This window comes from Thermostichus sp. OS-CIW-31, assembly GCF_054060305.1.
Genome location: NZ_JBSSDA010000005.1, coordinates 1 through 26,037, shown reverse-complemented (window position 1 = coordinate 26,037; position 26,037 = coordinate 1). Strand labels below are relative to the sequence as shown.

At 60.0% G+C, this 26,037-nt stretch carries 25 protein-coding genes, 1 tRNA gene and 1 riboswitch; of the genes, 11 read left to right on the top strand and 15 right to left on the bottom strand.

Features of this window, described 5'->3' with window-relative positions; all coding sequences use genetic code 11:
• Positions 1–145: 145 nt before the first annotated feature.
• Entirely contained in the window at positions 146–1,237 is a 1,092-nt protein-coding gene (locus tag ACVWY9_RS04390; RefSeq protein ID WP_457387604.1) for an ABC transporter ATP-binding protein, read from the bottom strand.
• Positions 1,238–1,530: 293 nt separating this feature from the next.
• Between ACVWY9_RS04390 and ACVWY9_RS04385 the strand changes: the two genes are divergently transcribed.
• A complete protein-coding gene (locus tag ACVWY9_RS04385; protein ID WP_414329342.1) occupies positions 1,531–2,109 on the top strand; it encodes a DoxX family protein in 579 nt (192 codons plus the stop codon).
• A 78-nt stretch (positions 2,110–2,187) separates the two neighbouring features.
• Here the strand turns inward: ACVWY9_RS04385 and ACVWY9_RS04380 are convergent, their stop codons facing one another.
• The 3 genes from ACVWY9_RS04380 to ACVWY9_RS04370 are packed head-to-tail and all read right to left on the bottom strand — an operon-like array spanning position 2,188 to position 6,249.
• Positions 2,188–4,362 carry an RNA degradosome polyphosphate kinase gene (locus ACVWY9_RS04380; RefSeq protein WP_457387669.1) on the bottom strand — a complete coding sequence of 725 codons (2,175 nt, stop codon included), beginning with the start codon at positions 4,360–4,362 and terminating at the stop codon, positions 2,188–2,190.
• Positions 4,363–4,420: 58 nt separating this feature from the next.
• A complete protein-coding gene (locus ACVWY9_RS04375) occupies positions 4,421–5,380 on the bottom strand; it encodes a branched-chain amino acid ABC transporter permease (RefSeq protein WP_457387603.1) in 960 nt (319 codons plus the stop codon).
• Positions 5,380–6,249, bottom strand: a complete 870-nt coding sequence (locus ACVWY9_RS04370) for a branched-chain amino acid ABC transporter permease (RefSeq protein ID WP_457387602.1) — start codon at positions 6,247–6,249, stop codon at positions 5,380–5,382. Before ACVWY9_RS04370 ends, ACVWY9_RS04375 begins: the two co-directional genes overlap by 1 nt.
• A 152-nt stretch (positions 6,250–6,401) precedes the next feature.
• Here ACVWY9_RS04370 and lptC point away from each other — a divergent pair, with 152 nt between their 5' ends.
• Together lptC and ACVWY9_RS04360 are read left to right on the top strand one after the other, a co-directional pair.
• Entirely contained in the window at positions 6,402–7,376 is a 975-nt protein-coding gene (lptC, locus tag ACVWY9_RS04365; protein WP_457387601.1) for an LPS export ABC transporter periplasmic protein LptC, read from the top strand.
• A gap of 81 nt (positions 7,377–7,457) precedes the next feature.
• Positions 7,458–9,230, top strand: coding sequence for a sulfatase (locus ACVWY9_RS04360; RefSeq protein ID WP_457387600.1), 1,773 nt, complete (start codon positions 7,458–7,460; stop codon positions 9,228–9,230).
• Between the two features lie 12 nt (positions 9,231–9,242).
• Here ACVWY9_RS04360 and ACVWY9_RS04355 read toward each other — a convergent pair whose 3' ends face one another.
• A complete protein-coding gene (locus tag ACVWY9_RS04355) occupies positions 9,243–9,737 on the bottom strand; it encodes a DUF3531 family protein (protein WP_414331319.1) in 495 nt (164 codons plus the stop codon).
• 558 nt (positions 9,738–10,295) lie between these two features.
• On the opposite strand from ACVWY9_RS04355, the gene fabG reads away from it, so the two are divergent.
• The gene (gene fabG, locus ACVWY9_RS04350; RefSeq protein ID WP_457387599.1) at positions 10,296–11,057 is read left to right on the top strand and encodes a 3-oxoacyl-[acyl-carrier-protein] reductase; all 762 of its coding nucleotides are present in this window, start codon (positions 10,296–10,298) and stop codon (positions 11,055–11,057) included.
• Positions 11,058–11,062: 5 nt separating this feature from the next.
• Here the strand turns inward: fabG and ACVWY9_RS04345 are convergent, their stop codons facing one another.
• From ACVWY9_RS04345 to ssuE, 6 genes are all read right to left on the bottom strand, one after another.
• Entirely contained in the window at positions 11,063–12,706 is a 1,644-nt protein-coding gene (locus ACVWY9_RS04345) for a gamma-glutamyltransferase family protein (protein WP_457387598.1), read from the bottom strand.
• A gap of 37 nt (positions 12,707–12,743) precedes the next feature.
• Positions 12,744–13,436 (bottom strand): HAD family hydrolase, encoded by a 693-nt coding sequence (locus ACVWY9_RS04340; RefSeq protein WP_041437463.1) that lies wholly within the window; start codon positions 13,434–13,436, stop codon positions 12,744–12,746.
• Between the two features lie 108 nt (positions 13,437–13,544).
• A complete protein-coding gene (locus ACVWY9_RS04335) occupies positions 13,545–14,198 on the bottom strand; it encodes a YqiA/YcfP family alpha/beta fold hydrolase (protein ID WP_414331391.1) in 654 nt (217 codons plus the stop codon).
• Between the two features lie 12 nt (positions 14,199–14,210).
• Positions 14,211–14,450 carry a preprotein translocase subunit SecG gene (gene secG, locus ACVWY9_RS04330; RefSeq protein WP_011433676.1) on the bottom strand — a complete coding sequence of 80 codons (240 nt, stop codon included), beginning with the start codon at positions 14,448–14,450 and terminating at the stop codon, positions 14,211–14,213.
• Between the two features lie 289 nt (positions 14,451–14,739).
• Positions 14,740–14,913: a DUF4278 domain-containing protein gene (locus ACVWY9_RS04325; protein WP_083757650.1), complete on the bottom strand. Its 174-nt coding sequence runs from the start codon at positions 14,911–14,913 to the stop codon at positions 14,740–14,742.
• Positions 14,914–14,992: 79 nt separating this feature from the next.
• Positions 14,993–15,074, bottom strand: a riboswitch (Glutamine riboswitch).
• Between the two features lie 232 nt (positions 15,075–15,306).
• On the bottom strand, positions 15,307–15,834 hold the full coding sequence (gene ssuE / locus ACVWY9_RS04320) for an NADPH-dependent FMN reductase (RefSeq protein ID WP_414331394.1): 528 nt from the start codon (positions 15,832–15,834) through the stop codon (positions 15,307–15,309).
• A gap of 240 nt (positions 15,835–16,074) precedes the next feature.
• Between ssuE and ACVWY9_RS04315 the strand changes: the two genes are divergently transcribed.
• Positions 16,075–16,146 (top strand) — tRNA-Gly (locus ACVWY9_RS04315).
• A 143-nt stretch (positions 16,147–16,289) separates the two neighbouring features.
• Positions 16,290–16,733, top strand: coding sequence for a DUF29 domain-containing protein (locus ACVWY9_RS04310; protein ID WP_414331397.1), 444 nt, complete (start codon positions 16,290–16,292; stop codon positions 16,731–16,733).
• Positions 16,734–16,738: 5 nt separating this feature from the next.
• Here the strand turns inward: ACVWY9_RS04310 and nusB are convergent, their stop codons facing one another.
• The 3 genes from nusB to ACVWY9_RS04295 form a co-directional block, all read right to left on the bottom strand.
• On the bottom strand, positions 16,739–17,614 hold the full coding sequence (gene nusB, locus ACVWY9_RS04305; protein ID WP_414331399.1) for a transcription antitermination factor NusB: 876 nt from the start codon (positions 17,612–17,614) through the stop codon (positions 16,739–16,741).
• A gap of 119 nt (positions 17,615–17,733) precedes the next feature.
• Positions 17,734–19,893 (bottom strand): ATP-dependent helicase, encoded by a 2,160-nt coding sequence (locus ACVWY9_RS04300; protein ID WP_457387597.1) that lies wholly within the window; start codon positions 19,891–19,893, stop codon positions 17,734–17,736.
• Between the two features lie 11 nt (positions 19,894–19,904).
• Complete coding sequence (locus ACVWY9_RS04295; protein WP_414330353.1) at positions 19,905–20,765, bottom strand: Cof-type HAD-IIB family hydrolase; 861 nt, start codon at positions 20,763–20,765, stop codon at positions 19,905–19,907.
• Positions 20,766–20,966: 201 nt separating this feature from the next.
• On the opposite strand from ACVWY9_RS04295, the gene ACVWY9_RS04290 reads away from it, so the two are divergent.
• The 4 genes from ACVWY9_RS04290 (at position 20,967) to ACVWY9_RS04275 (ending at position 24,440) form a co-directional block, all read left to right on the top strand.
• Positions 20,967–21,920 carry a DUF1517 domain-containing protein gene (locus ACVWY9_RS04290; protein ID WP_238376757.1) on the top strand — a complete coding sequence of 318 codons (954 nt, stop codon included), beginning with the start codon at positions 20,967–20,969 and terminating at the stop codon, positions 21,918–21,920.
• A gap of 82 nt (positions 21,921–22,002) precedes the next feature.
• Positions 22,003–22,758 carry a hypothetical protein gene (locus tag ACVWY9_RS04285; protein WP_414330350.1) on the top strand — a complete coding sequence of 252 codons (756 nt, stop codon included), beginning with the start codon at positions 22,003–22,005 and terminating at the stop codon, positions 22,756–22,758.
• A gap of 76 nt (positions 22,759–22,834) precedes the next feature.
• Positions 22,835–23,605, top strand: coding sequence for a peptidylprolyl isomerase (locus ACVWY9_RS04280; protein WP_011433685.1), 771 nt, complete (start codon positions 22,835–22,837; stop codon positions 23,603–23,605).
• Positions 23,606–23,711: 106 nt separating this feature from the next.
• A complete protein-coding gene (locus ACVWY9_RS04275) occupies positions 23,712–24,440 on the top strand; it encodes a HEAT repeat domain-containing protein (RefSeq protein ID WP_414343657.1) in 729 nt (242 codons plus the stop codon).
• A 140-nt stretch (positions 24,441–24,580) separates the two neighbouring features.
• Here ACVWY9_RS04275 and bchM read toward each other — a convergent pair whose 3' ends face one another.
• A complete protein-coding gene (bchM, locus tag ACVWY9_RS04270) occupies positions 24,581–25,246 on the bottom strand; it encodes a magnesium protoporphyrin IX methyltransferase (protein ID WP_414419521.1) in 666 nt (221 codons plus the stop codon).
• A 155-nt stretch (positions 25,247–25,401) separates the two neighbouring features.
• Here bchM and ACVWY9_RS04265 point away from each other — a divergent pair, with 155 nt between their 5' ends.
• Complete coding sequence (locus ACVWY9_RS04265; protein ID WP_011433689.1) at positions 25,402–25,899, top strand: hypothetical protein; 498 nt, start codon at positions 25,402–25,404, stop codon at positions 25,897–25,899.
• Positions 25,900–26,037: the final 138 nt, after the last annotated feature.

The following is a 26,037-nucleotide window of genomic DNA, read 5'->3' as shown; positions in this document are numbered from 1 at the left end:
TTTTCTCCCTTTGACAACGCCGTTGCGAGCCCGTTTCTGGGCTACGTAAGAATCCCTCGACTTCAGTCGGCGGGAGTGTCAACTGCCTGCAAGATAGCGCCGACGCCGGATAGACAAGCTCCAGAGGAGATCGGGATTGAGAGCCCTATTCGGGGATGCGGTGCATCGGGCTGGGATCCCAACTTAAAGTCACCTCCGTCCCTTCCGGCAACTGCTGCAAATTCAGGCCGGGGTTGGGTTGCACAGCCAAAAGTTTCACCTCACAGCCCGACACCCATACCTGATAGCGAATGAAAGCCCCTAGATAAGCAGTGTCGCAAATCCGTCCCCGCAAGCGGCAGTGGCCATCGGGGATCCCTTCTTCAGATAAGTCAATCCGAATGTGCTCCGGGCGCAAAGCAAACAGGGCCGCTTCTCCCACGCATCGTTCCGCCAGGGATCCCTCGATCAAGTTGGTTTGGCCGATAAAACCGGCTACAAACCGGGTGGCAGGTCGCTCGTAGAGCTCTGCCGGGGATCCCACCTGTTCGATGCGCCCGCGATTGAACACGGCAATACGATCGCTCATGGTCAGGGCCTCTTCTTGGTCGTGGGTGACGTACAAAAAGGTGAGACCAAGGCGGTGTTGTAGGGCCTTGAGTTCAAACTGCATCTGTTGGCGCAACTTCAAATCCAGCGCCCCCAAAGGTTCATCCAGCAAGAGCACCTGCGGTCGGCCAACCAAAGCCCGCGCCAAGGCCACCCGTTGCCGTTGCCCCCCTGAAAGTTGGCTGGGTTTACGGGATCCCAGATCGGGCAGTTGTACCAGCTCCAGCGCCTCTTGCACTCGCTTTTGGCGCTCCTTCGGCGGTATGCCGCGGATCATCAAGCTGTAGCCAACGTTCTCCGCCACCGTCATGTGGGGGAAGAGAGCATAGTCCTGAAACACCGTGTTCACAGGCCGTCGGTAGGGCGGCAGACCCAAAACATTCTGGCCGTTCAATTCGATCTGCCCCTCATCCGGACGCTCAAAGCCCGCGATCATCCGCAAACAGGTGGTTTTGCCCGAACCCGACGGCCCCAACAACGTAAAAAACTCCCCCTGCTGCACCTCCAAATCCACCCCGTCCACCGCTTGGATCCCGGAAAAGTTGCGGCTGACCCTCCGCAAACGAATGGCAGGCGGGGATCCCTCCTCTCTCCCGGCTTGGGCTTTGGCGGAGCTGACATCAGAGGCGAGGACAGATTCGGCAATCATAGCGACAGGGTCAGCCAATGAACCCATTATGAGGGATCCATTTACAGAGGTTGACAGGTCTCAGCAAGGCCGGAAAAGTCCCAGGCCAAGAGCAGAGGTGGTGTGGCGCAATCGCCTGCGGTGAAAGCTCGCCGGAAACCCACCCGACCGGTCGCGAAAGCGGACCGGAGGCCTTGTTTCTGGATGGGATCCCTTGACCACTGGGGATCTGAGTCCCACCCTTGTTACAGAAATTTAGAATCGTTACAATAAGTTAGAATCCTTGCTCATCTTTGCATCGCAGGTTTTATCCTATGGCACTCACTCAGCAGTTTCCCGTGCTACTCGCCTCGGCTTTGCGTCACGACAGCGTAACTCCACGCTGGTCTCAAGTGGCGTGGACCGTTTTGCGGGTGGTGGCAGGGCTATTCATGATTCACAACGGCCTTGACAAACTGGCAGATATCGAAGGATTTGCGACGGCTTATGTAGAAGTGATCGGGTTGCCCTTCCCGATCTTTTTTGCTTATGTAGCCGCCTATACCGAGCTGATTGCAGCCCCCATGGTGGCGTTGGGTTTGTTGACCCGCGGGGCAGCACTGGGCTTGTTCGCCACGATGGCAGTGGCCATGTTCCACCACATCAAAGTGGCCGGCTTTAGCGTTCCCTATCTGGAGCTGTCGGCCATTTACGCAGCGATCTTCCTGGCCTTTGCGGTGAATGGGGGCGGCTGGTTCTCTGTGGATCAGCTCTTGGTGAATGCAATCGAGTCGTGGCTGAACCGCGCCAGCCGGGAAAAGTTGGAGAGCTTGCAGTCTTCGTTGCAGGCCACGGAACGGGTAATTGCGCTGGGCGAGGAAGAGGCCGAGGCCGCCAAGACCACCGGATCCTGAGCTTTGGTGGCCATTCCCGATAGCGGCGAGGCTGCTCCTCTCTCCCTCTGAGAGAGGTTAGCAGTGAGAGTCATCCTGCTAAATGCGGCTGGCGGCCCGCTCCATCAGGCGTTGGTGGGTGGAGCGCACAGGCTCTCCTGGCTTGGGTTGCCGCTGCACGTAGGTGCCATCAGGGCGCAACTCCCAGGCTTGCCGGTTGTCCGTCAGGCAGATGTCCAAGATTGCCTTGAGCTCCCGCTGCAACGCGGGATCCTCCACAGGGGTAACCACCTCAACGCGCCGATCCAGGTTGCGGGTCATGTAGTCGGCACTGCCGATGAAGTACTCTTCCTGGCCGCCATTGTAGAAGTAGAAGATGCGGGAGTGCTCCAGGAAGCGCCCGATGATGCTGATCACGCGGATGCGTTCGCTTAGGCCGGGGATCCCCGGCTTGAGGCAGCACATGCCCCGCACAATGAGGTCGATCTCCACCCCGGCTTGGCTGGCCTCGTAGAGCAGCCGGATCATTTCCGGGTCGGTGAGAGAGTTGATCTTGACGATGATACGCCCCTGGCCCCCCGCTTGTGCATGGCGCATCTCGCGGCGGATCAGGGCTTCCATGCCTTGGCGTAGGGTTCTGGGGGCCACCAAGAGCTTGCGGAATTGCCGTTGCCGTGAGTAGCCCGTCAGTAGGTTGAACAATTTCGTAACATCGTTGCAGAGGGTCTCATCGCAAGTGAACAGCCCTAGGTCGGTATAGATACGGGCGGTTTTGGGGTTGTAGTTGCCGGTACCGATGTGGACGTAGCGGCGCAGGGATCCCTCCTCTTCCCGCACCACCAAAGCCAGTTTGCAGTGGATTTTCAGCCCCGGCAGGCCGTAGGCCACGTGGACCCCGGCTTTCTCCAGCTTTTTGGCCCAGAGGATGTTGTTTTCTTCGTCGAAACGGGCTTTGAGCTCCACCAGAGCGGCCACCTGCTTGCCGTTTTCGGCGGCCTGAATGAGGGATTTCACCACCGTCGAGTCGCCGGAGGTGCGGTAGAGGGTTTGCTTAATGGTGAGCACCTGCGGATCGTTGGCGGCCTCCTCCAAAAACCGTTCCACGCTGGCGGCAAAAGAATCGTAGGGGTGATGCACCAACAGATCCCCTTCCCGGATGACGGCAAAGATATCCACCGGCTCATCGCTGACCGAGGCAGTGCGCAGGCGGGGCGGGGTGACCGGCCCCCAAGGGGGATCCTTCAAATCGGGCCGATCCAGGCTGAGAAACGCCATCACCCCCCCCATACTCAAGAGGCCATCCACTTCGTACACCGAGTCACTGTTGAGGCGCATCTCTTCGCTGAGCCGTTGTCGGATGGCTGCCGGAGTTTGGCTGGCAATCTCCATGCGCACCACCGAGCCGAAGCGGCGCTTGCGCAGCTCTTCTTGAATGGCAGCCAGCAGATCGTCCGCCTCGTCCTCTTGGATTTCCAGATCGGCATCCCGGGTGATGCGGAAGGGGTAGTACTCCAGCACCTGCATGCCGACAAACAGCGCTTCCAGATGGTGGGCAATCACCTGATCCAGCGGCACAAAGCTCACCCCATCCCGCAGCGGCACAAAGCGGGGCAAGGTGTTGGGCACCTTCACGCGAGCAAAATGCTCCTTGCCAGTCTCTGGATCCCGCACCACTACCGCCAAGCTGAGGCTGAGGTTGGAGATGTAGGGAAAGGGATGGCCTGGATCCACCGCCAAGGGGGTGAGCACTGGAAACAAACGCCTCTCAAAGTAGTCCCGCAGCTCCTGCCGTTCCGACTCGGCCAGCTCGGAAAAATCGCGGATGTGAATGCCCTGTTCCGCCAGCTTGGGCACCAGTTCCTGCCGGAAGCAAGTGTGCAATTTTCGAATCAGGGGGCGCAGGTGGCTCGAGATCTGCTGCAACTGCTGCTGCGGTGTAAGGCCATCCGGGGTTAGCACCAACACGCCCGTTTCCAACTGACGACGGATCACCGCCACCCGCACCATGAAAAATTCGTCCAGGTTGCTCTCAAAGATGGCCAGAAACTTCAGCCGCTCCAGCAGAGGTGTGCGCTCATCCAGGGCCTCGTGCAAAACCCGGGCATTGAATTCAATCCAGCTCAGCTCCCGGTTGAAATACTGCTCCGGCAGAGCATAGCCCTCTTGGATGGGTGTAGTCCGGATCCCTGGTTGTCCGGCATCCGGGGGGCAGCCCGTCGTGTCGGGGTTGCAGGGTGGCCAGGAAGGGTCAGTTTCCTTGGGACGCGGAGTCATGACGACAGAGGGCTGGGTTATCTCAAACACGTCAACAACAGCTGGAGCCGACCCAATCCTATCCTGCGGGGTTCTGCTTAGGCGAAGGAGAAGTGCCCAAGACGGGCTTGGGCGGACGTTCAGGCAACAATCCTTGAGAGCGCGTCAGAAGAATCACCTGGAGCAGGATCCCGATCAACAAAATGCGCAAAGGGCCAGCCCGGGTGGCCCACTGGGGCGGCAAACGGTTGGTGAGCCACTCGCTGCCCGACCACACCCCCCAAATTACCAGCGCTCCCAGCAAGGCGCCGCGATTGTTGCCACTGCCCCCCGCGATCAGCATTACCCAAACGATAAAGGTGGCAAACTCCGGTTGAAAGGCTTCTGGGCTGATGAAATTGACAAAATGGGCGTAGAGGGCCCCCGCCAACCCCATGAGCATGGATCCCAGCACAAACGCCTGCAGGCGAAACTGGAGCACATCTTTGCCGGCAGCCAGGGTTGCCGGTTCATCCTCGCGAATGGCCCGCAACACCCGCCCCCAAGGGGAGCGATAGGCCCGCTCCGCAGCCCAATAGACCACCGCCAAGATCAACAGCACCAAGCCCAAGTAGAGAAGAGTATCCTGACCTGGGATCCAGCCGCGAAAGGGTCGTGGAATGCGGGTAATTCCCCGTACGCCATTGGTCAGCCAGCCCTCATTTCTCAGGATTTGGCTGATGATCTCAGCAATGCCGATGGTGGCGATGGCCAAGTAGTCGGAACGCAGCTTCAGGGTAATCAACCCGATCAAAAAGGCAATCGCCCCGGCGACAGCCACAGCTATGGCAAAACCCACCCAAAAGGGCAGATTGAAGCCGCCCAAATGCTCGGCGCTTGGGGGTGTGGTGACAATGGCGCTGGCATAGGCTCCCACGGCAAAAAAAGCCCCCACCCCGATGTTGAACATGCCGGCGTAGCCCCACTGGATATTGAGGCCCAGCACCAGCACGCCGTAGATCCCCACCAAAATCAAAAAGAAAATGCCGTAGCTCAACATCAGACATCCCCCCCACCCGGGGATCCCAGCAATCCCGTGGGTCGGAAGATCAGCAGCAATACCAATATGGCGAAGGCCACCCCGGTTTTATAGGCCGGGTTGATCACCAAGGTCGAGAATTCTTCCGCCAGGCCGATCACCACTCCTCCGGCAATGGCCCCGTAAGGGCGACCAATGCCGCCGAGAATGGCCGCTGCAAAAATGGGCAGCAATAGCCGCCAGCCCATGGTGGGGTGCAGACGGGTATCCATGCCCAGGAACACACCTGCTGCACAGGCCAAGGCTGCGCCAATGGCCCAAGTCCAGAGGACGATCCGCTCTGTATCAATGCCGGTAATCTTGGCCAGCTCAAAATTGTCGGCCATGGCCCGCATCGCTTTGCCCACCCGCGTGCGTTGTAAGAAAAGATGCAGGGCCACCACCAACAGGGCTGTTCCCACCAGGATCACTGCCCAATCGGGCTTGATGCGCAGCTCTCCAAGCCGCCACGGCAACTGGATCCCGCTGCGGTACACCTGATTGTTGGGCCCCCAGATGATCTGCACCAGGCTGCGCAGAATCAGGGCGGTGCCAAAAGAAGAAATGAGCAAGATCACTGGTGCCTCCCGGCGCAGGCGGCGATAAATGAGTTGGTCGATCCCAACTGCACAAAGTACCGTGGCCAAAGCTGCCGGGAGCAGGCTGACCCCAATTGGCCAACCCAACCCAACAAATGTCAGGCCGAAGTAGGCCCCCAGGGTCATCAGATCCCCGTGGGCAAAGTTGGCAAAGCGCAAAATGCCAAAGGTCAGCGACACCCCAATTGCTCCCAGGGCGTAGATGCTGCCCAAGACAAGGCCGTAAATGAAAAGTTGCAACAGTTGGGTCACGCTTGCCCCCGAAAACCCCTTGCCCTGATGATGCCACGGGTTTGCCGAGAGCGGGATCCCGTCCGGCACAGCGGAAGGATACGGCTGATCGCGCCAGCGGGACGGAGTCCTAAGAAAGCTAGGGTAGGGGAGAAAGCCCCCAAGGAAGATCCATGCAGTCCAGGTCTTTGTCCATCCTCAGCTCCCTGGCAGCTTTGGCCCTGTTGAGCCTTGCCTGCGGAGCGCTGGAGCCATCCCCAGACAGGGATCCCACACCTGCGGATCCCATTCCCACCCCCCAGTTGATCTACGAAGACATCACCCTCACCCAAGCCAGGCCCGACGGCGGCATTCTTTGGCGCTTACAGGCTCGCCTGGCCGAATACGAGCCCCCCTCCGAAGGCAGCGCCACTCCTGTGCAGTTGGGATCCGCCCATTTGCAGGCCGTTGAGGGGGAATTCTTCGACGAAGACAACCGCGCCATCCGCACCCGCGCCGAGCAAGGCTCTGCCTACCCCGGCGAACGACGTCTGGAATTGAGGGGTCAAGTCGAGGTGGAATCGGAGCGAGACAACCTGCGTCTGCAGGCCCAGCGGGTGGAATGGCTGCCGGAACAGCGCCTCCTCCAAGCTGAGGGCCAGGTGAAAGTGGAGCTGTTGGAGGGCCAGGGATCCCTGCAGGGGGAGCGGCTGCTCGTTGATTTTGGCCAAGCCCAGATGCAGTTGGAGAACCTGGATCCCACTCAGCCGGTGCGGGCAGAGTACCGGGATCCGGATCTGGAGCTGGCTGCCAGCCGTTTTCTGTGGCAATTTGGCGTCGGGGAAGTGCAGGCAGTAGGGTCTGTAGAGGTTTACGCTCCCTTACAAGCTTTGCGCCTCAGGGGCGAGCAGTTGCGGGCTCCCCTGCCCTTTGCCGAGCTGCGCTTGCTGGACAATGTGAAGGCCAAAGCCGAGCAGACAGGGCAAGAGCTGGAAGCCCAAGAGATTCGATGGCGCATCGGCTCCACCCAGTTGCAAGCCCGAGGCAACGTGCGCTACCGCCAGCCCGGCCAGGCTTTGACTGTCAGAGGCAACCAAGGGATCCTGGATTGGCAGGCCAACACTGCTCGGATCCAAGGCAACAGCCAAACCCAGCTCACTTTGCCCTGAGGAGGCGGTGGGGGAAGCAGAAAGCTGGCCGAGAGCATGGCAGGATAGGGATACTTTAAGAAACGTATCAGGTGGGTTGTGGTGAGTTTTAAGGACTCCGTCTCGCTGACGCAAACAGGATGTTTCCCCGCCAGGGCTGGCGCTGCTGCAGAACGCCCCAACATCCTGCTGATCGTGCTGGATACCCAGCGGGCAGATCGTCTCTCCTGCTACTGGTCGGAAGCGGAGCGTGCCCGCCAACTGCCCACCAGCCCCAACCTGGATCGGCTGGCTGCCGAATCCACCCTCTTCGAGCGGGCCATTGCCCCCGCCCAATGGACCATCCCCTCCCACGCTTCCCTGTTTACGGGGGAATACCCCAGCACCCACCAGACCGTCCAAGCAGATCTGGAGCTGAGCCCCGCCTTGCCCACCCTGGCAGAGCTGTTGCAGCTGAGCGGCTATACCACTGTGGGCTTTTGCAACAACCCTCTGGTGGGGATCCTGAAAAACGGCTTGCGGCGCGGCTTTGAAACCTTTTACAACTACGGTGGCGCTCTGCCCACCCGCCCCCCCGAAGGCACCCCCTTGCCCGCCCCCTTGAACCGCTGGCTGGCCGCCTACACCCAATTTTGGCGGCGGCTCTCCTATCCGGTGCAAAACGCCTTTGCCCGCTCCGACACCCTCTTCCAGCTGGCGCTGCACCCCTGGTTTGCCTCCCTCTGGACCCGCCTGCTCAACTTCAAAGGCAACACCGCCGCCTCGATTGCCGACCTCAACCGCTACCTGCAGCAGATGGCCCGCCGCCGGTCGGATCCCGGAGCACGGCCCTTCTTTTGCTTTGTCAACCTGATGGAGCCCCATCTGCCCTACTGGCCGCCGGAGCCCTTTGTGCAGAAATACGCCCCCTATTTCAAAAGCAACCGCGAGGCCCGCGACTTTTTGCGCCAATACAACGCCCAGCCCTACCGCTGGATGGCGCCCCTGCCGCAGCCCCTTTCTCCACTGCAAGCGCAGGTGCTGCGGGATATCTACGATGCTGAGGTGGCCTACCAAGATCACCTACTGGGATCCGTCTTCGACACCCTGCGCCACACCGGCCTGGAGCAGAACACGCTGGTGGCCATCGTCGCCGATCACGGCGAAGGCCTGGGAGAACACGACTTCGTCGGCCACGCCTTTGTGGTCTACGAAGAGCTGATCCGCGTGCCCCTCATCCTGCGCTATCCCGGCCACTTCCCGGCAGGAAAACGCATTGCCACCCCCGTTTCCACCCGCCGCCTCTTCCATACCCTCCTGGAAGCTGCCGGCTTTAGCCCCAACCTTTCCCCCAACGGTGCCCCCTGTGTCAGCCTCAAGCTCCGCCGCGAGGTCGCCCGCCTCAGCTTGGCCCGCACCTTGGCAGGGGAAGATCCCGAGCAGGGAACAGTGCTCAGCGAAGCCTTCCCGCCCCACCTCCTCATTCGGGCTATGGAAAGCCGTAACGACAGCCTGCTGCGGGCGCGTGCCTGTTACGACATCCGCCGTGCCCTCTATGAGGGGATGACCAAGCTCATCCAAACGGGGGATCGCCCCAGCCTCTACAACCTGGAGCAGGATCCGGCGGAGCTGCGGGATCTGCTTTGGGTCGGCAACGGGGATCCCGTGTCCTCTCTCCCTGATGCTGATCCGCAACGCTGTCACGACGGGTCGGCGGGGGAAGCCGGCTGGGGATCACTTTCCCCCCAGGCTTGGCTGGCTCGCCTACAGCATGGGCTGAGAGCCTGGGTGAGCTGGGCAGAGTCCCGGCGGCCTAGCACGGCTCCTCGCAAGGTGAATGTGGAAAGCGATGCCGACTTGGTGCGGCAGATGCAAGAGCTGGGCTACTTGGAGTAGGCAGGGATCCCGCTATTCCAGCCCTCCTTCCTCCTCCCTGTGATCCCGCACATAGCCGTTTAGATCGTAGTCATCCATGTCATCCATCTCCTCCGGATCCGCCGTTGGCCAATCCTCATTTTGCCCGCCGATAATCACGCGGCTGAGGCCGATGTATTCCAGGCTGAGGGTGCGCAGGGCGTTGATCAACACATCCAGCGCCATCGCATCGGCGGTGCCCAGATCAAACCAGCAGCGGGCCCAGTTGTCCTTCTCTTCCAGGGATCCCATGTTGTGCATTAGGGAAGGCAAGGGTTCCGATTCGTTGGGATACTCCAGATAGCTCAGATCCACCTCGGCCTCTTGGGCCACCAGACGCTCGGCGTTAAATCCCCCCAGTTTGCCCAACACGTACCACGACTCCAGCACCTCGTTGAGGTACTCCAGCTCAGCTTCGACCGGCGGCTCGGCAAACTCAAACCAGATCCACAGATTTCCCGGATCGCACTCGCGAAACTCCACTTGCATGGACAGTTCCTGATACATTCACGCTGAACTCTCCTGAACATGGTTCAGGAAAGAAGCGATCGCATCCTGCCTATCTCTGAGCAGGAAGGCGGTATCCCGCAAAGCCCTGAGGAATACCCCCCGAGCGCTTTCCCCCTTCACTTCCCGGCAACCGTTGCGGTGGACTCAAGGATCAGGGGGAAACTTGGTCTACTATATCCCTCTCAATGACTTTTGCCAAACCGCCTAAAGCTCAGTAAATTCAGCAAAGTTCAGGGTTTTGGGGGTTAGAGGCATGCTCTGCTGCGGCCTAGCCTTTGATCATAGTCCGGCTCTGCTCGCCCGTTGGTCTGGGAATCCGTCCGTCAACACATCTTGCGGGCAGGGTGACTGCACAGAGCCGTGGGATCCCTCCTGCCTATGCCGAAGGACTCCATCCAAGTAGCGCGAACGGCGGTTAGGACGGACATGGCGCAGGCGGTTGCCGGGAAGTCCGTGGCAGCCAGACGGCCCCAAAGCATCCTATACTGTTGCGGCTGTCCTAATCACGCTGTCCGAATCACGAGGAACCTGCCGCTTATGTCTGAGCTTCTCCCTTTGCCTTCCCTCCAAGACCGGGTGGCTGTGGTCACCGGAGCCAGCCGGGGCATTGGCCGGGCGATTGCCCTGCACCTGGGGGCCATTGGAGCAAAAGTGGCGATCAACTACGCCCGCTCCGCTGCCGAAGCCGAGTCCCTGGTGGAGGAGATCGCGGCCCTGGGGGGAGAAGGGATCCCTGTGGCCGCCGATGTGTCTTGCCCAGAGGCGGTGGAGAGCCTGTTTGCCCAGGTGATGGAGCGGTGGGGTCGGGTGGATGTGCTGGTGAACAATGCCGGCATGGCCCGCGACACCCTGCTGCTGCGCATGAAGCCAGAAGATTGGCAGGCGGTGCTGGATCTCAACCTGACGGGGGTCTTTCTCTGCCTGAAGGCAGCCGCCAAGATCATGGTGAAGCAGCGCCAGGGGCGCATCATCAACATCACCTCGGTGGTGGGCTTGGTGGGCAATACCGGCCAGGCCAGCTACAGCGCCGCCAAAGCAGGGGTGGTGGGCCTCACCAAGACGGCAGCCCGGGAGCTGGCCAGCCGCAACATCACCGTCAACGCCGTAGCACCGGGGTTCATCACCACCCAAATGACCGAAAAACTGGATCCTGGCCCGATTTTGGCGCAGATCCCCCTGGGGCGACTGGGATCCCCGGCAGAAGTGGCGGGGCTGGTGCGTTTTTTGGCGGCAGATCCGGCGGCGGCCTACATCACGGGACAGGTTTTTGCCATCGATGGTGGCATGGTGATGAGTTGAGCCTTCTACCACGCCAGGGCTAGGCCATCGGCACGGGGTTCGGAAGCCGCAATGAAGTGATCCCCATCCCGCAAGAGGATCTGTCCCCGGCCAAAAAGACCACAATCCTCTTCTGCGTCCACCACCTGCACTGCATGGCCGCGGGCGGAGAGTTCGCGCACCACCTGGGGCGGCACTGTGCTCTCCAGGGCCACTTGCGGGATCCCCTGATCCCACAGCACTCGCCAGCGGGGCGCATCCAGAGCCGCCTGGGGGTTTAGGCCGTAATCCACCAAATTCACCACCACCTGCACATGGCCTTGGGGCTGCATTGCCCCCCCCATGACACCAAAAGGGCCGAGGGGGATCCCTTCTCTGGATAGAAAAGCGGGGATGATCGTGTGGTAGGGGCGCTTGCGGGGGCCCACCTGGTTGGGATGGCCGGGCTCCAGGGTGAAACCCGTGCCGCGGTTGTGGAGAGCAATGCCCGTGCCCGGAACCAGCAGACCACTGCCGAAGCCATCGAAATTCGACTGAATCAAAGACACCATCAACTCACCATCAGCTGCAGCCAGGTAAACCGTTCCCCCCTCCGGCAGCCCTGGCTGGGCCAGGGGGATCGCCTCCCTCCCGATCAACTGCCGCCGCCGCTGCGCATAAGCCTTATCCAGCATCTGGGCAGGACTGACCCGCACATACTCCGGATCTGCCACCTGTCGGCTCACATCGGCAAAGGCCAGCTTCATTGCCTCAATCTGCAGGTGATAGCGCTCGCCGGCATCGTAGGAGATCCGACCCAGCTCAAAACCCTCCAAAAGGTTGAGCGCCATCAAAGCGGCAATGCCCTGCCCGTTGGGGGGGATCTCCCAGACGGTGTAGCCGCGGTAATCTGTATGGATGGGTTCCACCCAATCGGCCCGGTGCTGGGCCAAGTCGGCGGGGGACAGGAAGCCGCCCGTAGCCTCCGAGAAAGCCAGCAACTTCTCCGCCAGCTCCCCCCGGTAAAAACTCTCCCCACCGCTACGGGCAATCTCTTCTAGGGTTTGGGCATGCAGGGGGCTGCTCCAGCGCTCCCCAGCCCGTGGGGCACGCCCTTGGGGAAAGAAAACGGCCTTGAAGGCCTCGTGGCGGGGATCTGGCAGGGGCAAATAGATGGACTCCGCCGCCTGCCACAGTTGGGCCACCCGGGGAGAGACCGGAAATCCCTCTTGCGCCAGACGAAGGGCAGGCACAAACAGACGCTCGAACGGCAGCTTTCCCCAGCGCCGGTGCAAGGTCTGCCAAGCGGAAACTGCCCCCGGCACCGTCACCGCTAACCAATCGTAGGGGGGGATCCGCCCATGGTCCCGGTACCGCTCCGGCGTCAGGGCGGCTGGGCTGCGACCGGAAGCATTCAACCCGTACAGCTGACCCTCCTCCCCCCCCTCCCACACCAGAGCAAAGGCATCGCCGCCAATGCCATTGGAGGTTGGCTCCACCACCGTCAAAGCCACCGCCATTGCCACGGCTGCATCCACAGCATTGCCGCCCGCCCAGAACATCTCCATGCCCGCCATTGCCGCCAAAGGTTGGCTGGTGGCCACGGATCCCTGTCTGCCCATCACCACCCGTCGCCGCGAAGCAAACGGATAGCGATCCAGGGCCTGCCGCAAAAAAGTGGGTGCTGGCATATCGCTACGCGACGCTCTCGCGAATGGGCTGGGCTCCCTACACAGGCAGGTTATCGCTACGCGACGCTCTCGCGAACAGGAGTGTGGCCAACTCCGCAAAGCTGTCCACCACCACATCTGCCCCGGCGTGGCGCAGTTCCTCGGCGGTGAAAGCCGTGGTGAGGCCCACCGCAAAACAGCCAGCCCCCTTAGCGGCGCGGATCCCATGGGTAGAATCTTCAATCACCCAACACAACGCCGGATCCAACCCCACAGCGGCAGCCGTTTTCAGGTAAGGCTCTGGGTCGGGCTTGGCCCGCTGAATGTCTTCGGCAGTAATCACCGCGTCAAACCAGCGGTGCAGGTCGAAGCGCTGGAAAATCTGCGCTTGATCCCGGCGGATGGCCGAAGTGGTGACGGCCAGGGCAGAAAAGCGCTGGCGGCTGGCAGCCAAAAACTCCAGCACCCCCGGCACCAGGGGTACCTCTGCCAGCAGCTCGCCAAAAGCCTTGGCCTTTTCCTCGATCAAGCGCTGCACCAGCAGGGGCCGTTCTGCAGGTGGGGTGTCCGTCTGGTGTTGGACAAGGTACTCGAACATGTCGCGGTCGGTGCGCCCCTTGAACTGCAGGGAGATGGGGGCCAAATCCAGGGATAGGTGGCAGCGTTGCAGGGCAATGGCCCCGGCGCGGGCATGGATCGGTTCCGAATCCACAATCACCCCGTCCATATCGAAGAGCAAGCCGGCAGTCACGTCAGCCTTCCCCTGTTGTAGGCACAGCACTTTGGATTGCATAGACATTATCGCTACGCGACGCTTTCGCGAATGGGCAAGCACGGGACAGGGATCCTCTTAACAACCCTACTGCCCCGTCTCCATCCCCCACCCGCAGAAGCGGCTGGTGATCTGCCAGATGGGATCCAACACATCCGTCAGGGCGTGGTCACTCTCCACCGCCACCAGTTGGGCCCAGGGGCGACGGGCCACATAGTCTCGACTGGCTTGAATGGGGATGGTGTCGTCTTGGATCCCGTGCACAATCAAGGTGGGCACAGGCCGTCGCAACGCCCCATCCGGGTAGCGTTGGGCATCGGCAACAAAGCCGTACTCCAAAGGGAGAGGGCGGCCTTCTCCGTAGTGAAACACCATGAGCTGTCCGGTTCGCTGCCAAGTCTCCACCGCCTCTGCCCCCAGCCGCGGCAGCCAATGGCCTAAAAAGCCAAAAGCCGGCGCCAAAAGCACCAAGCGCTGCACGCAAGGTTGTCGTTCGGCAACCCAAGCAGCCACCAGGCCCCCCAAGCTAGAGCCGATGAGAGTGACAGGCGGGTAGTTCATCTCGGCAAGCTGGCTGGAAACCTGCTGGATCTGGCGGGTCAGGGTGAGCTGGGCAAAATTGTCCTGGTTCAGATCAGGCACCTGAACAGGGATCCCCACCTGCTGCAGCCGCTGCCGAAAGAAAGTTGCCTTGGCCGACTGCGGCCCAGAGCCGAATCCATGCAGGTAAATCGCCAACACGGAAAGGGATCCCTATGGCCCTGTGGCTGCCGAGAGCCAGCCCGCTCCCAACACCACGCTGATGGAGAGGAAAAGGGTCGCTACCGTCCAGGTGATGCGGTTGAGGTTTTGCTCAGCACTCTTGGAGCTGGAGAACAACTGGGCCTGCCCGCCAATGCCCGCCAACCCATCTCCCTTGGGGCTGTGCAGCAGCACCAAGATCACCAGCAAGATGGCTGAGGCCGACCAGAGAAACTCGAAAAACGCTTCCATCGCAGCGGATCCCCGTAGGGCAAGTTGCCAAAGCCATTATCGCTTGGAACCTCATCTTAGCGCACCCTGTCTCGGCATCGCTCCCATTTCAAACTCAGCTCGTTCAAACTCAACTCGGCAGGCCCAGACCCATCTACTTGCTTCTCAGGTGGAACGGGTGCTGCTCCTTCTGGGGGTGTTGCTTTGCCTCAAAAAACGACCCCAAACGGGGCCGCTCGGTCTTTTCCGAATCTCTATGGAGATCTCCAGAGGATCCCCACCTCACCTACAAGGGCAAACAGTATTCACCTCAGTAGCTTACGCCCCGGTAGGTCAGGGGCTGATGAGGGTGAGGCATCGCTTTCTTGCTGGTGTGGTGCACACAGAAGGTTTGACCGCGATACTGAGCTTGCAACTCCTCATCACTGAGCTGAGTATGCGCGGGAACGTAGTCAAAGGTGTTGCCACGGAAAGAGAGTTTCATAAGTCGCCTCCATCAACGAAGGGTTGAGTTTGTTGTTGTTGAACCGTAAGCCACGGAGAGAGTGGCGCGATTCAGTTGAGGCGCGTTCCTTCGGGAAGACCCCTACTTCCGTCTCTGCACAGCTCCAGGCCACTGGTGAGCCAACTGCAGAGATGAACGATTTATCCTATGTCTGTATCATAACTTACGGTTTTGCAGGTTTTTTGGGGGATTTATAGAAATTTAATCCGGCCATACCCGCAAAAGGGATCCCTTGCCGTCGGCTCTTCCGCGGCTTCTCGGGCCTGACTGGGCAATCACCTATGCACTTTTCGGAATAGATTGCCGCAACCGGTTCCGGGCCTAGGGCACCAATCCCGTATTCGGCCAGTCTCCGCAAAATTCTGATTTCTTCTATTTCACCGCCTGCGCAAGTGCCTGCAGCCCTGCTCGCAGACGTTCCTCGATGTCGGCCTCTAGCTGTAGTGTTCCGGCAGCGTCCAACTGAATTTGAGAACTCAGGATATAAACCCCTCTCAGGATGTGGGTTGCCCCCATCACCGCCAGCACAGGTTTCATCGCAAAGTCGATGGACAGCAGATGGGCCAGGGTTCCCCCGGTGGCAATGGGGAGAATCACTTTACCGGTAAAGGCGTCTTGATCCAGCAAATCCAGCAGTGCCTTCAACACACCTGGATAGGAGGCTTTGTAAACGGGAGCAGAGATGACGATCCCGGTAGCTTGGGCCACCTTTTGCTGAATTGCCTTGAGTTGAGGGCTATCGAACTTGGCCAGTGCCAGATCCTCTGGGGGCAAATCCCGCACCGAAACAAACTGAGTGGTCAATCCCAGATCGGACAGGATCCCGGCAGCGTGATGTAAAACGGCTTCTGAGCGAGAAGGAGTGCTGGGACTACCGGAGAGCAGGAGGATGCTGGACATAGGCCGCAGACAGAATACTGCATACTGCCTCAGTTGTACCAGGGATCCCATGTGAAAGATGATTAACCCACTCTCGCCCTGCCCCAGCATGCACGATAGCTTTGTCTCTCGACGTCATTCCCTGCTGGTCAAATTGCGGGCAAAATATGCCCCCCGACTCCCCACCTACTCAAGGGGTCGGGAACGTGATAGGTTAGATTCAGCAAGGGTTTCAGCTTGCTAAACTTGAGATTGATTTACGCGGGCGTAGTTCAGTGGTAGAACGCTAGCTTCCCAAGCTGGATGTCGTGAGTTCGAGTCTCATCGCCCGCTTCTCCCAGTCAACCGGCAAAACCCGCTTTCCGCAAGCATTCCCGGACTTGGCCTAGTCCGGGAAATCAATGAGCTCAAGGTAAAAAGGGGTAGTTCGGGGTCAGTAAGATCTCCTTGGCCAGTGCCCAGTTAGGCAATGAAGCATGCAACTTTACGAGTACGACTTCTATGCCTGGACGCAAAAGCAAGCCGCACTGCTGAAATCGGGGCAGTGGGATCAACTGGATATCGCCAACTTGGTGGAGGAAATCGAGGCTTTGGGCAGGCAAGAACGCCGGGAATTGCTGCACCGGCTGGGGATCCTGGTAGGGCATTTGCTGAAGTGGCAATTGCAACCCCACCTGCGAGGCAAAAGTTGGCGGGCAACGATTACTGAACAACGCCGCCAGATCCAGCGATTGCTCAAAGACAGTCCCAGCCTCAAGCCCGATCTTTCGGCAGCCCTGCAAGAGGCTCACCAGGACGGGATCCTGTTGGTGGTGAGAGAAACGCCATTGTCTGAAGCAGATCTGCCTGCCCAGTGTCCCTACACATTTGAGCAGGTGATGGATCCCGACTTTTATCCTGGCAAGGAAGATCCCCAGTGATCTGCTCAGCCCCCGGAACCAGAACCAGGGAGGGAGGGATCCCGACCCCGGTGGGTCTCCATCTGGCTGTCCACTACCCGTCGCAGCACTCCGTTGACGAAAGCGGCGGCCTCAGGATCCCCGTATTTTTTGGCCAATTCTACAGCTTCGTTGATGGCAACCTTCACGGGGCTGCTGGCCAGTATTTCCATCTCCACCACCGCTAGGCGCAGGATATCTCGTTCGATCCGACCAACCCGCTGCAATTGCCAACCCACCAAAGCCTTTTGCAAACGAGCATCAATCGCCTCCTTGTGGGTTCGCAGGGCAGTTAACAGTTGCAAAGCGTAGGCGCGCACTTCTTGGGATTGGGCAATGTACAACAGTTCCGGCATGGACAGGGCAACGCCCACCCGGTTGACTGCTCTTTGGGACAACTGGACAACCTCATCCAAGATGTGGCGGACGCTGTGCAGCCGCTGTTCCAGGTGTTCTAAGGCTTGGCCGGCGTTGCCGAGGGCCACTTGCACCTGCTGGATTAGCTCCAGCAATTCCCCCCGTAAGGCATTGGGGTCAGGAACGTCCGCCTCCTTCAGAGTGATTTCCAGGCGCTGCAGGTGTCGTTGGGCCTGCTGAAGGCGGAGGGTGACGGAGCGGGATCCACCCTCTTCCTTGGGATCCGAATCGGCCAACAATAGAGGATCGCTCTCGTGCAACAAACGGTCGCTGCGCTGGATTTCCGCCGCCGCTGTGGAGAGGGTTTCATGGGTCTCTTCACTCAGGGCGCGGATGGCTGCCAGCAGCAAGTCCTCCAGTTGTTTTTCGCTCAGTTTGGCCGCCGTGGCTGGCAGTTGATTGACCCCCAGCAGGGCCAGTTCGCGGGCAATACGCCGAGGTTGCATTGCAGAATATCCATAGCTTCTGAAAGACTGCCCCATTGCCGCAAGGCGGCGCGCAAGCGCTATCGGGCTTAGCCATGCTAGCAGGTTGCCAATCCATGAAGAACGAGAGACTCACCCGGTCAACCGGCCCTAAAACTGCGACTTAACACCCGAAACACCAAAGATGAACTCTGCTCTGTGCCAAAGCGAGATTGGGTGGATACCGAGAGGGTGAGCCGTCGTTTGCTGCGGGTGATGCCCACATACAGCAGCCGCAGCCGCTCCGCTGCCAAGTCCAAAAAGGCTTGCTTGGTGGCCGAGTCGGCCTGCAGATCCCAGCCGCCTTTGGGGCTGAGCTGTCGCAACTGGGCCAGGGCCTCTGCCTGCATATCCACTTCATCCAAAAACTTCAGCCCCAGGGTTCGCTCCCCGTACTGGGTGGGAAACTCGTAGGCCGACACTTGGGGGATGAAGACCTGATCCCATTCCAGCCCCTTGGCGCGATGCAGAGTCGTGACAGTGATGCTGCCCGGCTCGGGGTCGAAGGCGAAGATCTCCGAAGGCAAGTTGTTGAGGCGGTGATCCAGAATCACTTGAAATTCTTGGGCGATCTCCTGCCAATCGGTTTCGGGCAGGGATCCCAGCACCTGCTCCAGCTGATCGATTACATAGCGACCCACAAACAGCTCTTCCGGCTTGCGGTAGAGGCTTTGAACGATCACATTCAGCACCTCCGGCCAAGGGGAGCGCCCGGCCCGGAGCCAACCGGCAAGGGTGCGCAGCAGCCTGCCCAAGTTCTGCCAAGGCGGGCCATCGGGCAGAGCGGGAGCCTCGCCGAAGTTGGGGAACAGCAGCCGCTCCGGCAGAGAGGCGCGGATCCAGCTCAACATCGGCCCCAGTTCAGCACGTGGGATCCCCGCCCAATCCGCCAAGCAATCCACAGCAGCAGCCAAGCGAGTGGGGGCAGTGGGCTGGGCAAACCAGTCGATGATTCCCTTGAGCTGCAACAACACCCGCCGCTGACTGGGACTGCCCCGCAACAGATCGATCACCCGCTCCGCTCCCATTTCCTGGAGATAGCTGAGGGCTTTGCCCCCCAGCTCGTTGGTGGTGACCAGAATGGCCACCGTTTGGCCGGGAAAAGCTTGGGCGGCTGCAATGGCCTGCCGCGCCACCTGTTGCAGCTCCTCTTCCGGGGATCCGACAACCCGCAGAAAGTCCACACCACCCTCGCTGGCCGGGGGGTTTTGGCCACCGGAGGTGGCCAGTTGAATGGGCTGGGGGGCCAGAGCGGTGCGCAAAGCCGGGATGGGGTGCTGCTGATTCACCCACTCCACCAGGCGGTTGGCCAAAGCGATGATCTGGGGGGCGCTGCGGCTGGATTCATCCAAGAGCACCACCTGAGGACTGGCCTGGCAAAAGGCGCGAAACAGCCGCGGCTCGGCGCTGGTAAAGGTGCCCATGATGCTCTGGTTGGGATCCCCCACCCGCACCAGGTTGCCGGTGCGTTGGCTGAGCAGCCGCAGCAGCTCTTCCTGCAGGGGGGAACTGTCTTGGGCCTCATCCTCGAACAGGTAGTCGTACCAGTTCTGCACCTGCTCCCGCAGCTCTGGACTGCCCTCGATCAAATCCACTGCTTGCCAGCCCAGGTCGTCGTAGTCTAACTTGCCCAGGCGACGCAATTCCGCTTGATAACCGGCGTAGATGGGAGCAGCCCAGCCCAGATAGCCCTCGCTGGGGATCACTTCTGGCCCCAGGCGCAGATTCTTGGCCCTGCTGATGACCACCTGCACCATCTGCTGGAAACTGCGCCGGAACTGGGCTCGGTTTTGGGCGATCTTTTGCGGGTTGTTGTCGCCGGGGATCAGCGGCTCCCAGAGCTGAGTATGGCGGACGAGCCAAGCGCGGCACAGGCGGCTGAGCAACCGCTCCTGTTCGTATCCCTCCAAAATAGACAGCTCCTCCCAACGGCTGGGGGCCTCCCGCAACACCCGCAACGACAAAGAATGCAGGGTAAAGGCCTGGGTAAAGCGATCCGGATACCCCGCCCGTTGCAAACGTTGATTGATGCGGCTGATCAAGTTGCCCCGCGCCGAACGCATGTAGGTGAACACCCCGATGCGCTCCGGTGGGATCCCCCGATTGAGAATTAAATCGGCGATCAACAGCTCCAGAATAAAGGTCTTGCCGCTCCCCGGAACGGCGGCGATCCCCAGCGGCCCCGATTGGTAGGCCAACGCCTGTTGCTGCGCCGGACGCAGGGTGACCTCAGGAAAGGGAGAAGAAGCCAGACCCAGCATGGGATCCCTGCCTAGCTGAGGATGAAGGTCTCGATGGCTGCCGCCACCCCGTCTTCTGCCACAGGAGGGGCAATCCAATCGGCATGGGGCAAGAGAGCTGGCGAGGCATTTCCCATCGCCACCCCGATCCCCGCATACCGCAGCATCTCAATGTCGTTGTCGCCATCGCCAATGGCCATCACCTGCTCCGCCGACAACCCCAGCATTTCCTCGGCCAAAAAACGAACGGCATTGCCCTTGTTCACCGCCGGATGGGTAGCCTCGAGAAAAATCGGCTCTGAACGGGTGAGGTAGAGCTGGTCAGGGGAATACCGCCGCCGCAGGGATCCCTGCAATTCCTGCAGGAACTCGGTATCCTCAGAAACAGCCAGGATCTTGGTGGGGCTTCGTCCGTATTGGGCGGAAGAGAACATCTGGAACGGCACCTGAGAGCGCTCAGCATAGGCCTGACTGAGAGGGCTCAGCTCCCGTAAGTAGAGCTGGTCATCGATGTAGAGGTGAACCCCCACCGGCTGATCCTGCAACGCTTGCAACAACTCCTCGGCCAGCGGCCAGTCCAGGCTCCAGTGCTTTAGGGTCTTTTGGCTATCGGGATCCCGAATTAAAGCCCCCTGGTAGCTGCATAGGGGCATATCGGCCCCAATCGCGTAGTGGAACCGCTCGGCAGAACGATGCATGCGACCCGTAGCGATGGCTACTCGCACCCCTGCTGCTTTGGCCTTCTGAATGGCCTCCCGAACCGGCTCTGAAACCTGGTTGGAAGGCCCGGCAATCGTGCCATCGATATCCACCACCAACAGCCGAATCTGGGCACGGGGTGGAGAAGATGCCCGCTCTCTTTCCTCGGCTTGGACGTTAGCCTGAGTTTGCATTGCTGTTGTTTGCCCTCCTCCTGGCAACCTTCCAGACCGTAGCATGGCTCTGCCTCGATTGGTTGACGGTCATTGGCCGGCTCAGTACACAAAGAATCAACACAGAAGAATTGAACAAGTGAGATGGCCGGGTGGGGGATCGGTTTCCGCCCCTATTCCCGCCAACGAGAAAGCGTAGAATTAAGAAAGACTAGCCCCGTGATGGACGAAAACATTGTGATCATGCTGAAACGAATCGGTCGCGTCTGCCGGCCTCTGCTGGCCATTGCCCTGGCCTTGACCTTGGCCCTGGCTCCCATAGGCGCTGTTTGGGCACGCAGTGGCGGTCGCATTGGCGGCGGATCTTTCCGGTCTCCGACGTTCTCTGCCCCCCGCTCGATTGGCCCGCACTACTCAGCTCCTGTCTACCCCAGCTATGGAGGCGGCTTTGGTTTTCCGCTGCTGGTGCCCTTTTTCTGGGGAGGGGGGGGTGGCGGCCTGCTGACGCTGCTGCTCTTGGTTGGGGCAGGTAGCTTTTTGGTGCAGACGCTGCGCTCGGGGATCAGATCCGAAGAAGGGGACGATAGCATTGGGGTTCGCGATCCCCAGGTAACTGTTGCGCAGGTAAAAGTGGGACTGCTGGCCAGCGCCCGGCAACTGCAAAAAGACATGAACGCCCTGGCTCTGGAGGCGGATACTCAGTCGCCAGAAGGGCTGAGCCAACTGTTGCAAGAGGTCACCCTTGGCTTGATGCGCTACAGCGACTACTGGGCCTATGGCCATGCCCAAGCGGAGAAGCTGCCCCTCTCCCGCGCCGAATCCCTGTTCTATCAAGCCTCTTTACAAGAACGGAGCAAGTTCAGCGTCGAAAGCCTCAGCAACCGCAACAACCAGATCCAACAAGTCTCCCAAGCGGCGCTGCAGCGATCTGCTGCTGGGATCCCAGATGTTGGCGAGTACCTGCTGGTAACTCTACTGGTTGCGTATCGTGGTAACTTGGGTACACTACCTGTAGTTAACTCCATGGCGGATCTGCGGCAGTGCCTGTTGCAGCTGGCTTCGATTCCGGCAGATCGGATTGTGGCCATCGAAGTGCTGTGGACGCCGCAGTTGGAGGGAGACACCCTGTCGGCAGAGGCGCTGTTGACCGAGTACCCGGAAATGCGGCTCCTTTGAGAGCCTTTGGGCGATAGACGGCAACTGTTGGCTGAGTGTCTCAACTCCTCGGGATCCCCGCCGCTCAGGCTAGGGAGGTTGTATGTCCGGGTTAGATGCTTCAGCGGGCAGAGGCCGTCGTTCCCCTTGGGCATGGTCTGGCCAAGTCAAGCAGGCAGATTCTCTGTTGGATGAGCTGTTCGAGGATTTGGAGAACAGCTTGGAAGAGGGGCTGTCAGAAGCCGGCGAATATCCTTACCTCGGCACACGGCCCCCACTGCCTTCCCGGCGCTTCTCTGCTGCCGGAGGATTACTGCTGGGTATGGCTTTGGCCGCTACCTTGGTGGCAGGGTTGGCTTTTTGGATGACCCTGCGCCCGCGGGCGGTGGTTTTTTCGCAGGCCACTCGGGATCCCTTGGCTGAGGCACCCAATTCTTCCCATTCCGATGCTCACCAGGAGCCCTTGCTTCCCACTGCTGCTGATGTGGATGAAAACCCCAAAGCTCCACCTGAGGATTCTGCAAAGGCTGTCTTGGTCGAACCGGCAAAACCGCCGACTGTTGCCGCTCCTCTTGCTTCAAGAGGGGCTGGTCTTCCCTCTCCCCCCAGGGTACCTGCGCCTCCGGTGCCAGCGCGGATCCCACCCCAGCCTCTGCCGCAAATGAAGCTGGTGGGATTGATCCACGATCCAGGTGCCCCCAAGGCTCTGATCTTGATCGACAACGTAGTACGTCAGGTGGCTGTTGGCCATGCGGTAAAAGCAGAGTGGCGGGTTACCTCCATCAGCCCCTACGGTGTGAGGGTGAGCAATGGCGCTCAAAGCGTCACCTTGCAGTTGGGACTGTCGCAGCGGATCTGAATCACCTGGATAGGGATCCCTGCTGGGTTGAGCAGCGCCTGGAGGGTGGGAGATTGGATTGAAGGAGAAGGGGCAGATGAAATTCGCCAAGCTGGGGCGAATGAGCCGCTGCAGAGTGGGAGTGGGCTTAGTTCTGGGATACCTCTGTCTCGGGCTGTTGGCTTGTCGCAGTACACCCCCCCTCTCAGAATCCCCCTCTGGGATCCCGGCGGCCTATGCTAGCCGCCCGCAACTGCAAGGGAAGGCAGTGGTGGAGATGGAGGTGCAAACTGCTGAGGGGGTAGGCAAGGTGATCTTGGCGATCCACGGGGAAGCGGCACCCCTGACCGGCGGCCAGTTCGTGGATTTGGTTCAGCGGGGCTTTTACAATGGCCTCACCTTCCATCGGGTGGAAAAGGATCCGCAGCCTTTTGTGGTGCAGGGTGGGGATCCCCGTGGTGACGGCACAGGGGGTGCAACAGAGCCGGGGAGCAACCGCCTGCGCACCATCCCCCTGGAAATTCAGCTGCGTGGGGAACCCTACCCCCGCTACAACACCTTGATCCAGGATCCCGCTGCTCTGAGTAAGTTGCTCTTGCCCCATCGTTTGGGGGCGGTGGCCATGGCCCGTTCCAGCCCACTTGACTCAGCCTCTTCCCAGTTTTACATCACCCTCTCTGCTCTGCCGATTTTGGACGGGCGCTATGCCGTGTTCGGCTACGTCACCGAGGGGATGGAGTGGGTGGAGCGCATCCAGGTGGGAGATGTGATCCGCTCGGCGCGGGTGTTGGAAGGAGCGGACTTGCTTAGGGTGCCGGGATCCCAACCGGAAAGAGCAGATCAGATGGAGGATCCCGGCAGTTTATGATGGGCAGCAACTCTGCTGCTGGTTTGGTTGTTGTGGCTCTGGCTTTTGCCTTGGGGAAGGGCAAGTTTTGCCCTCGTCCCCTCCGCCAACACCTGGGCACCCTTTCATGCAAGAAGACGCTTTTTCTCCCCTTGAGCCCCTAGACGAGCTGCCACCTCACTCACCGCCGGAGGTGGATGTGGAGCTGATGCTGCAGCAGTTGCAGGATCCGGATCCCTATTTGCGGATGCAGGCGGCCCGCGCCTTCTGTGAGATCGAAGAACCCCGCGCCGTTAAACCCCTGCTGGCCCTAGTCCGGGATCCCTGCCCGTTGGTGCGGGTGGGAGCAGCCTATGCCCTAGGTCGGAATCCGGATCCCGCTGAGGTGGAGGTGCTGATCGAGGGCTTGCGCTGGGATTGGAACGGCTATGTGCGCAAAGGCTTGGTGTGGGCGTTGGGCAATGCCAAGGATCCGCGGGCGTACCCGGTGTTGCTGGAAGTGTTGGCCGGGGATATCGCGGCAGTGCGATTGTGGGCTGCCAGTGCCCTCGGACAACTGGCCCAGGCGCAGGCGTTGCCTGGCCCGGCGTTGGATGAGGTGGTCGCAGCTCTCTGCCGGGGCTTGGCTCAAGATCCAATCGCAGCGGTACGCGGCAACTGTGCCTGGAGCTTAGGGATCCTGGGGCAACAGGTGAAACTGGCTCTCGAGGATCCCATTGTTTACACGATGCTAACAAGGCAATTGCTGACCAGCGCCAGTCGCGATCCCGATTGGGGGGTGCGGGATGACGCGCGGCTTGCCCTACAAAAGTTGGCGGATCCCGATTTGCTGGAGCAACTGGATAACCTCAGCTGATCGTTATAGTCATTTTTAAACTAGATTGAGACACTCCCCAAGCATTCCACGCTGCTGCCCCTACTCCCAGCCTCGCTGCCAGAGGGAGAGGGGAGCTAGACGAAAATGTTTCATTCCCGTTTAACGAACCAGATCGAGTGTCACCGAACCAGATCGAGCAGCCAAGCAAAGTAGAAGCGGCTGCGAATGGTTTGTCGCTGCTGCACTTTCCAGCCCCATTCGGTTAATTGGCTCACCAAGATCGCCTCTCGGTGTTGATAGGCGCGGGTGGTTTTGCTGGGGCCGGGGAAGAACTCTCCCACTTTCTTCAGCAGCGTCAGCCAGGGGGTTTTGGGGGCAAAACTGAAGATCAGGCGGGACCGAGCCAGGCGGGTCAGGTGCTTTAGCATGCGCAGGGCCTCGGCTTCAGGGTAGTGGATCATCACATCGAGGCAGATGACGACATCGTATTCCCCCGTCAATTCCTCCAGATCCGAGACCCAAAAGTGTGGGTTGTCTGTGGATCCCAACTCCATTTGCTGGCGGCGGCGTGCTTCGTTCACCATTTGTTCCGAGATGTCGCTGGCGAACACCTGCGCCCCTCTGGTGGCCAAGGGCAAGCTGAGGCTGCCCACCCCGCATCCGGCATCACAAATGCGTAAACCCGAGGGATCCCCCAACCACTGCAACACCGTCTCTACTGTGCGAGCATGGCCAAGGCGGATGTCTTTTTGGACGAAATTGACTTCTTCTTCGCCATAGATGCGCCGCCAGCGCTCGAAGCCAACGGAGTTGAAGTAATCGCGGACAATGGTTTTCTCTTGCATAGAACTTCCAGCTAGGGATCCGGCGAGAGAAAAAGATGAACGCTCTGCTTTTCTTCGCCAACGCGCATCCCATTCTACCCCGAGGCCCCGTAGCCCTCTGCACGGTTGCTCTAGGATTGTATTAGAATTAACTCGCATGCCTTGGATGTTGCCCCATGACCGAAGCTGAGATTGCCCAAGCGTTGCAGGCTCGGTTGGCTGCCCCGGTCAGAATTGCGGTCAAACGCCGCCAAGGTCATCTACACGTTCTTCTGAATCGATCCTCCTCGGCCCGAGTGGACTACCCCCATCTCATGGAACGGGTGCAGGCGGAGCTCAGAGTGTTGGGCTTGCCCGGCTTGGAGCAGGTCACGGTGTACGGGCGTGAGTCGGGACATTCTGAATACGAGTGGGAGCAAACGGCCCCCTTGTTGAACCCGCTGCTGGCCTCAGAAGAAACCACGGTTCTGTTGGAAAAAAAAGGCGACTTCTTGTTGCAGGATCTGACAGTTGTTGCCCCGGATTCGGTCAACTCAAAGCCTGAACCTGCGCCGGAGAATCCTGTCGGGAAAACCGACATAGGCAGCAGGTCCCGCATCTCCTGGGTGTGGCTGGGGGGAGCTGTACTGATTGTTGGAATTGGGGTGATTCTTTTGCTGGTTGCCCTTCTCTGAAAGAGCAAAAACCTGGGGTAGAGGCTCTTGTCTTAGGAAAAGCCTCAGCTAGAAATCGCAGGAGCCCCGCACTGTACCCGTAGGGTCAGTGTCGGGAGGAATGCGGAAGTTATGATAGAACCATGACCCAAGTCCTGA

Excerpts from the sequence above, each read along its gene's own strand:
- ACVWY9_RS04390 (WP_457387604.1), bottom strand. The coding sequence starts at position 1,237 with ATGATTGCCGAATCTGTCCTCGCCTCTGATGTCAGCTCCGCCAAAGCC.
- ACVWY9_RS04385 (WP_414329342.1), top strand. The coding sequence starts at position 1,531 with ATGGCACTCACTCAGCAGTTTCCCGTGCTACTCGCCTCGGCTTTGCGT.
- ACVWY9_RS04380 (WP_457387669.1), bottom strand. The coding sequence starts at position 4,362 with ATGACTCCGCGTCCCAAGGAAACTGACCCTTCCTGGCCACCCTGCAAC.
- ACVWY9_RS04375 (WP_457387603.1), bottom strand. The coding sequence starts at position 5,380 with ATGTTGAGCTACGGCATTTTCTTTTTGATTTTGGTGGGGATCTACGGC.
- lptC (WP_457387601.1), top strand. The coding sequence starts at position 6,402 with ATGCAGTCCAGGTCTTTGTCCATCCTCAGCTCCCTGGCAGCTTTGGCC.
- ACVWY9_RS04355 (WP_414331319.1), bottom strand. The coding sequence starts at position 9,737 with ATGCAAGTGGAGTTTCGCGAGTGCGATCCGGGAAATCTGTGGATCTGG.
- fabG (WP_457387599.1), top strand. The coding sequence starts at position 10,296 with ATGTCTGAGCTTCTCCCTTTGCCTTCCCTCCAAGACCGGGTGGCTGTG.
- ACVWY9_RS04345 (WP_457387598.1), bottom strand. The coding sequence starts at position 12,706 with ATGCCAGCACCCACTTTTTTGCGGCAGGCCCTGGATCGCTATCCGTTT.
- secG (WP_011433676.1), bottom strand. The coding sequence starts at position 14,450 with ATGGAAGCGTTTTTCGAGTTTCTCTGGTCGGCCTCAGCCATCTTGCTG.
- ACVWY9_RS04325 (WP_083757650.1), bottom strand. The coding sequence starts at position 14,913 with ATGAAACTCTCTTTCCGTGGCAACACCTTTGACTACGTTCCCGCGCAT.
- ssuE (WP_414331394.1), bottom strand. The coding sequence starts at position 15,834 with ATGTCCAGCATCCTCCTGCTCTCCGGTAGTCCCAGCACTCCTTCTCGC.
- ACVWY9_RS04310 (WP_414331397.1), top strand. The coding sequence starts at position 16,290 with ATGCAACTTTACGAGTACGACTTCTATGCCTGGACGCAAAAGCAAGCC.
- nusB (WP_414331399.1), bottom strand. The coding sequence starts at position 17,614 with ATGCAACCTCGGCGTATTGCCCGCGAACTGGCCCTGCTGGGGGTCAAT.
- ACVWY9_RS04300 (WP_457387597.1), bottom strand. The coding sequence starts at position 19,893 with ATGCTGGGTCTGGCTTCTTCTCCCTTTCCTGAGGTCACCCTGCGTCCG.
- ACVWY9_RS04295 (WP_414330353.1), bottom strand. The coding sequence starts at position 20,765 with ATGCAAACTCAGGCTAACGTCCAAGCCGAGGAAAGAGAGCGGGCATCT.
- ACVWY9_RS04290 (WP_238376757.1), top strand. The coding sequence starts at position 20,967 with ATGGACGAAAACATTGTGATCATGCTGAAACGAATCGGTCGCGTCTGC.
- ACVWY9_RS04285 (WP_414330350.1), top strand. The coding sequence starts at position 22,003 with ATGTCCGGGTTAGATGCTTCAGCGGGCAGAGGCCGTCGTTCCCCTTGG.
- ACVWY9_RS04280 (WP_011433685.1), top strand. The coding sequence starts at position 22,835 with ATGAAATTCGCCAAGCTGGGGCGAATGAGCCGCTGCAGAGTGGGAGTG.
- ACVWY9_RS04275 (WP_414343657.1), top strand. The coding sequence starts at position 23,712 with ATGCAAGAAGACGCTTTTTCTCCCCTTGAGCCCCTAGACGAGCTGCCA.
- bchM (WP_414419521.1), bottom strand. The coding sequence starts at position 25,246 with ATGCAAGAGAAAACCATTGTCCGCGATTACTTCAACTCCGTTGGCTTC.
- ACVWY9_RS04265 (WP_011433689.1), top strand. The coding sequence starts at position 25,402 with ATGACCGAAGCTGAGATTGCCCAAGCGTTGCAGGCTCGGTTGGCTGCC.